Origin of the sequence: Mesorhizobium sp. M7A.F.Ca.CA.004.12.1.1 (genome assembly GCF_003997835.1) — a bacterium.
In the GTDB taxonomy this organism is placed as follows: Bacteria; Pseudomonadota; Alphaproteobacteria; order Rhizobiales; family Rhizobiaceae; genus Mesorhizobium.
This window is the reverse complement of record NZ_RZRK01000310.1, coordinates 1-6,679: the sequence shown is the minus strand read 5'-3', so window position 1 is coordinate 6,679 and position 6,679 is coordinate 1. Positions and strand designations below refer to the sequence as shown.

6 protein-coding genes are annotated in these 6,679 nt (G+C 62.7%); 2 read left to right on the top strand and 4 right to left on the bottom strand.

The window, feature by feature from the left end; translation table 11 throughout:
- On the bottom strand, positions 1–742 hold a 742-nt coding region (locus EN984_RS17515; RefSeq protein WP_245480078.1), incomplete at its 3' end, for a thiamine pyrophosphate-binding protein.
- A gap of 287 nt (positions 743–1,029) precedes the next feature.
- Positions 1,030–2,175 (bottom strand): DUF6600 domain-containing protein, encoded by a 1,146-nt coding sequence (locus EN984_RS17510; protein WP_127272401.1) that lies wholly within the window; start codon positions 2,173–2,175, stop codon positions 1,030–1,032.
- A 420-nt stretch (positions 2,176–2,595) separates the two neighbouring features.
- On the opposite strand from EN984_RS17510, the gene EN984_RS17505 reads away from it, so the two are divergent.
- The gene (locus EN984_RS17505; RefSeq protein ID WP_127268623.1) at positions 2,596–4,416 is read left to right on the top strand and encodes an NAD(P)/FAD-dependent oxidoreductase; all 1,821 of its coding nucleotides are present in this window, start codon (positions 2,596–2,598) and stop codon (positions 4,414–4,416) included.
- A 72-nt stretch (positions 4,417–4,488) separates the two neighbouring features.
- On the opposite strand, the gene EN984_RS17500 is transcribed toward EN984_RS17505, so the two are convergent.
- The gene (locus tag EN984_RS17500) at positions 4,489–5,079 is read right to left on the bottom strand and encodes an HD domain-containing protein (protein WP_127268622.1); all 591 of its coding nucleotides are present in this window, start codon (positions 5,077–5,079) and stop codon (positions 4,489–4,491) included.
- Positions 5,076–6,227, bottom strand: a complete 1,152-nt coding sequence (locus tag EN984_RS17495; protein WP_127268621.1) for a gamma-butyrobetaine dioxygenase — start codon at positions 6,225–6,227, stop codon at positions 5,076–5,078. The genes EN984_RS17500 and EN984_RS17495 overlap by 4 nt, the downstream gene beginning before the upstream one ends.
- Positions 6,228–6,349: 122 nt before the next feature.
- On the opposite strand from EN984_RS17495, the gene EN984_RS17490 reads away from it, so the two are divergent.
- Positions 6,350–6,679, top strand: a 330-nt coding sequence (locus EN984_RS17490; protein WP_127383851.1) for a LysR family transcriptional regulator, incomplete at its 3' end; no start/stop codon positions are given.

The window sequence follows — 6,679 nt, the reverse complement described above, 5'->3', positions numbered from 1 at the left end:
CCGATGCCGGATAGGCACCGAGGCCCATCAGCGTCGAGGTAATCGGGAAACCGGTAAGATCGACCAGTTCGCGCAGCAGATGGCTCGCTTCCGGGCCGGAATTGATGACGCCGCCGCCGCTATAGATGATCGGCTTCTTGGCGCTGGCCATCAGCTCGACCGCCGCCTTGACCTTTTCCAGGTCGCCCTGGACCTTGGGCTGGTAGCTGGTGCGCGGCGCGATCTGCGGCGGGACGTAGAATCCCCTGGCGAACTGCACGTCCTTCGGAATATCGACGACGACCGGACCCGGACGGCCGGTGGTCGCGACATGGAAAGCCTCGTGGATGGTGGCGGCGAGCTCGTTGACGTCCTTCACCAGCCAGTTGTGCTTGGTGCAGGGGCGCGTGATGCCGACCGTATCGCATTCCTGAAAAGCGTCGGAGCCGATCAGCGAGGTCGGCACCTGCCCCGTCAGGCAGACCAGCGGGATCGAATCCATCAGCGCGTCCTGCAGCGGCGTCACCGCATTGGTGGCGCCGGGGCCGGAGGTCACCAGCATGACGCCGGCCTTGCCGGTCGAACGCGCATAGCCTTCGGCCGCATGGCCGGCGCCCTGCTCGTGGCGCACCAGTATGTGCTCGACATCGTCCTGCTGGAAGATCTCGTCATAGATCGGAAGGACAGCGCCGCCGGGATAGCCGAAGACATGCTTGACGCCATTGTCCTTCAGCGCCTGCACCACCATTTCGGCACCTGTCATCTCGCGCCGCTCGTTCTGTCCGTTGCTCATCGGTCTGGTCCCGTACTGTCGCCATTTGGCGTTTGCTGGTCGTTTAGTCGTGTTTAAGGCAATAAAAAAGGCCCCCGAGGGAGCCTGTGTCTTGCGCATGGGGGGTTTTCGCCCGGCGGTTACACCGCCTTGCCCACGCGCTTTCCTACGAGAATGAGTGCCGTTTTCATGGTGGCGGACACTAAGGGCGGGCAAGGCAGCCTGTCAACGGGAAAAATCGCGCCGGCGCGCACAGCGTGCCGGCGCGATCGAGCTTGTCAGCCCGGCGCCTTGCAGCGGGAAACGCGTGGATCGCATTTGAACGCCTTCCTGGCCTGCATCTTCGCTGGCGGATGGTGGGGTGCCACCCTTGCCGGGGCATGGTGCTGGGGCATGCGCATTGCCAACGCTTGCTGATGCGGCTTTTGTTGCCCAGCTCCGCGTGCAAGACGCTGCCCCGAAACCGGCTTGGGCGACCCCCGGTTGAGCGACGATTTGACAACGATGCGTCCGTCGCCCGCGGTCCTGTCGGCATGCAGCTTGAGCGCATCGGCCTTCGCGCCGTTGCCGGCGGCCATCCGCTTGCTCACCGGCTTCACGACCACCGGATTGCTGGCAGTCACCGCGCCGGGGGAAATGGCCTTGTTGCCGGTCGCAGTCTTGGGACCCGCCAGGATTTGCCCGTTCCCCTTTGTATTGCCGGCAAGCCTCTTGATCTCGGCGCCCCTGGAAACATCGAGCCGTGCACTGGCAAACACGCCTTTGCGAGGCGGAACCAGTTTTGCCGCCTTGATCGATTCGATGACGGGCTTCGGGAGTTGCTGCAGCCGGGGTCCGGCATTGATTGCAACGACCTGATTGCCAAGTCGCACGCGCGGTGCATTGTTGACCACGACCGTCTGGTTGATGATCGTCGTGTTGCGCATGATGACGACGTTCTCCTGCACCGGCCGCACCATCCTGACCAGATCGACCGCGCCGATCGCCGCCACAGGCACGAAACACCACCAGGCGTCGTCGAAGGCGACACCGACGTCGGGCGGCGCTGGAGCCCAGCCGACATCATTGCCGCCCTGACGCCACACCACCCAGGCTGGCGCCCATTGATCGCCGGCGATCCACACCCAGCCGAAATCGGGATCATACGCCCAGCGGCCATAGTGATAGACGACATCGCCGAATGGCTCGGTGGACTGCCAGTACCAGCCATCGTCGGTCCAGACCCACCTGCCTTCGGTGTACGGCCGCCATTCGGTACGGACCGAGGGAACCCAGACATCGCCGAATCGGGCCGAGGTTCGCCATCCGCCATAATTCGAAAGCCTTTCGCGGACGGTGACGGCAATTTCCGCCGCATGCGCCTGCGTTCCGGGCAGCACCAGCGGGCCGGTCAGGGTCGCGCTCAAGGCCATGACCGCGGCCATTGCTGCTGCGCGTCCACGCCGGCCAAGGGAGCGACATGAAGACGCTTGGATGAAAGGTATGATGATCATAACGGGCTCCAGAGTTCCGCATCCAGAAAATCCCGGGAACCGCCCTGTTGCCCGCCACCGCTTCCCGGCTTCTCACCGATCGGTTGTCATCGGCCCGGGTGACCGCATTGCGGCATTTGACCATCAATTTTGCGCGACCGGCGCGGCATTCACAAATGGAACGTTCGTTTCCGGCGCCCGGGCGATTCCGAAACCGCCTGGCGATCTCATTTCTAGGATAGACCATTGAAATCGCTGGAAACTATGGTGGGGCGTGACGAGGGCCACCATCTCTGACGATACTTGATCGTCCGGCGGCAAGCCCGGCGGAGCGACCACCATGACGATCTGGATTTCACGGGAGGAAACCTGATGCTCGACAAGCCCTCTAGCAAGAACACGGCCCCTAGCAAGAAACTGTCCGACCTGCTCGATCAATTCGGCGCCGCGCTTGCTGCCAATGACATCGAGAAGGCGGTCGATTGCTTTCAAGATGATTGCTACTGGCGCGACCTCGTTACCTTCACCTGGAACATCAAGACCATGGAAGGCCGCGACCAGGTCCGCGACATGCTGAAAAACCAATTGTCGAAAACCAGGCCGTCGCACTTCGCCATCGCCAAGGGCGAGGACGCGACGGAGAGCGACGGGTTGATCGAGGGCTGGATCAGCTTCGAGACGGAAGTGGCGCGCGGCTTCGGCCATATCAGGCTGAAGGACGGCAAGATCTGGACGCTGCTGACCACCATGGCCGAACTGAAAGGCCACGAGGAGCCGGCAGGCTTTGCGCGGCCGATGGGCGCCAGGCACGGCTCGGGCAAGAACCGTCCGACATGGAAAGAAGAACGCGAGAGGGAAGCCGCCGAGCTCGGCTTCAAGACGCAGCCCTATACGGTGATCATCGGTGGCGGCCAGGGCGGCATCGCGCTCGGCGCGCGGCTGCGGCAGCTTGGCGTGCCCACCATCATCATCGAGAAGAACGAGCGTGCCGGCGACAGCTGGCGCAAGCGCTACAAATCGCTCTGCCTGCATGACCCGGTCTGGTACGACCATCTGCCCTATATCGATTTCCCCAAGAACTGGCCGGTCTTCTCGCCCAAGGACAAGATCGGCGACTGGCTGGAAATGTACGCCAAGGTGATGGAGCTGAATTACTGGTCCTCGACCGAGGCCAAAAGTGCGTCCTATGACGACAAGACGAAGGAATGGACCGTCGTCGTCCACCGCGACGGCAAGGACATCACGCTGAAGCCCAAGCAGCTGGTGCTGGCAACCGGACAGTCCGGCAAGGCCAATCTGCCGAAATTCAAGGGCATGGAAACCTTCAAGGGTGACCAGCACCACTCGTCGAAGCATCCGGGTCCCGACGCCTATGCCGGCAAAAAGGCCGTTGTCATCGGATCCAACAATTCCGCCCATGACATCGCTGCCGCACTTTGGGAAGCTGGTGCCGACGTGACCATGGTGCAGCGCTCGAGTACCCATATCTCCAGGTCCGACACGTTGATGGAAATCGGACTGGGTTCGCTCTATTCGGAGCAGGCGCTGCAGAATGGCATCACCACCGCCAAGGCCGATCTCATCTTCGCTTCGCTGCCTTACAAGATCCTGCACGAGTTCCAGATCCCGGCCTATGCCGAGATGAAGAAACGCGATGCGGCGTTCTACAAGGGACTGGAAAAGGCCGGTTTCATGCTCGACTGGGGCGACGACGAGTCCGGCCTGTTCATGAAGTACCTAAGGCGCGGCTCTGGCTATTACATCGATGTTGGCGCCTCGCAGCTGGTTATCGATGGTTCGATCAAGCTGAAGAGCGGCGTCGACGTCGAAGAGATCAAGCAGCACTCGGTTCTGCTCAGCGACGGGTCGGAACTGCCTGCGGACCTCATCGTCTACGCCACCGGCTACGGCTCGATGAACGGCTGGGCCGCCGATCTGATATCGCGCGAGACCGCGGACAAGGTCGGCAAATGCTGGGGCCTCGGCTCGAACACCACCAAGGATCCCGGCCCCTGGGAAGGTGAGCTGCGCAACATGTGGAAGCCGACGCAACAGGAGGCGCTGTGGTTCCACGGCGGCAATCTGCACCAATCACGACACTATTCGCAGTTCCTGGCGCTGCAGTTGAAAGCCAGGCAGGCCGGCTTGGCGACGCCGGTCTACGGCCTGCAGCAGGTGCACCACAAGGGATAGGCGAGCGCCATTCCTGCGGAGTAAAAAAGGAAGGAGGCATGGCTTGCACCCTGCCTCCTTCCTTCGAGGGAATTACGCCGGCTTACCCGCGGCGAACTGTGTCACCACCCGCTGCAGCAGCGGCACGTAATCGCGAAACGCCCGTGTCTTCATGTTGGCGATCTTGCCGCTCTCGTCCCAGATGCGGACCCGGACCGCTTCCTCGTGGAACGGGTTCTTGCGGAACTCGGCCACTTCATCGGCGCTCATCGGCCCGCCCTGCAGCGACAGCGTGTGCACCGAGGCCTGCGACAGCCTGCCGAAATAGGTCGGGTCGGTGGCGCAGAGATAGCGCTTGGCCGCGACATGCAGCCTGACGCATTCGACGATGACCGGCGGAAAGAACGGCGCCAGCACCTCGCCACCGGCCTCGTCATGATGCTTGTCCTCGACATCCTCGGGCGAATAGGTGCCGAACTCGCTGGTGTAGTGGCCGATGTCGTGCAGCAGCGCCGCCGCCACCAGCTCGTCCGGCGCGCCGTCCTGCTCGGCGAACCAGGCGCCCTGCAGCATGTGCTCCGACATGGTGACGGGTTCGCCGAGATAGGATTCGGCACCCCGGCGCTCGAAGATGTCGGCGATGAACTCGACGATGGTGTCCGCGTTCAAATCCTGGCCGCTCATTCCGCCGCCTCCTTGAACCCATGCTCGATCGCCGCGAGCGTCGACAGCAGACCGTCCTTGTCTGCGTAACAGCCCTGCAGCCAGCGCTTACCGGTACCGGAAAACGCCTTGCGGGCATGCATGACGCGGGTGTTGTCGACGATGAACGCCTGCCCCGCTTCGAGCTTGAACGTCACCTCGAAGGATGGATCCTCGATCAGTTCCGCGAACCGGCGATAGGCGGCGTAGTACGCTTCCATATCGCTGAACGGCACGTCGACCGTCGGCGCCAGGGAGCGGTTGTTGAAGCGGATGCAAATCAGCTCGCCATCGGGCCCGAGCTCGATCATCGGCCGCTTCGCCTGCAGCCGCACGCCGGAAGAGCCGGCATATTCGAAGCGCGCCGGGCATGAGCTCAGCAGCCGGAAGCCTTCCGGGTTCTCAGCCTGCAGCGCAGCCGCGACGGCAAACCCATCGACGACACTGGACTCGCCGCCCTCAACCGTATTCTCGATGCAGGACAGGATCTGCAGCGTCGGCACAGGGTCGCGATAGGGGTTGTCGGTGTGTGCCTGGAGGCCGAGATTCGTGTAGGCGAGATTGTTCGGATTGACCTCGGCGCGCACTTCGAACCAGCGCCCGTAATTGGTCTCCCTGATGTAGCCGAACAGATCGGATACTTTGCACAGCGCCCCGGATTCGGTCGGCAGATCGTCCATCACCGCGAAGCCATAGGTTTTCACCGCCGACAGCCATTGCCCCAGCACAGCACGATCGCGGCTGGCCGCAACATAGCCGGCGCGCGGTACCGAATTCTGCATCGAGGCCTTGGTCCATCGCACGGTGGCCTCGCCTGTCCAGCCCGGCTGGCGGCCTGCGTCACGATCATAGGCATTGGCGCTCAGCCATGCCGCGGGAAAGCTGACCGTCTTCTGCTCGGGCACGAAGCTGACTTCCAGGGCGCCGCCTTTGATCGACGCGGCGCCGATCCTGGTGTTGGCGGGAATGTCGAGAATGGTGATGAGCCGTTGACCATTGCCGGCGCTGCGCGTCTTGTCGTCCAGCGCATTGTCGCGCAGCCACATGGCATGAAAACGGCTGCGCGACCCGTCCTGCCAGCCAAGGTCGATTGTTCTGCCTTCGTCGCCGATCAGCGCGTGGGTGAGCATGGAGATCCGTTCCTGTTCATTGCGTCCCCCGCAGCCTGATCCGCAGGGTTTCGATTGCATGTTGATCGCGCGACAGGCATAACTCAAATTATCATTTTTTAGCCAATGACCGCAGAATACTAATGGCTCGTACAAATACACCCGTGCCGCCTCTGGACTGGCTGCGCAGTTTCGAGGCGGCGGCGCGGCTGTCGAATTTCACCGCGGCGGCAGCCGAGCTCGGTCTCACCCAGGCAGCCGTCAGCCAGCACATCCGGTTTCTCGAGGAGCGGCTCAAGACACGTTTGTTTTCGCGGCTGGCGCGGGGCGTTGCACTGTCGCCGGAGGGTGCGGCCTACTTGCCTCACATCCAGTCGGCCTTCGCCACCATCGGCAACAGCACCGCGGAACTGTTCGAGCCGCGTGCCGTCCAGACCGTGACCATCCGGGCGCCGATCTCCTTTGCCTTGCTC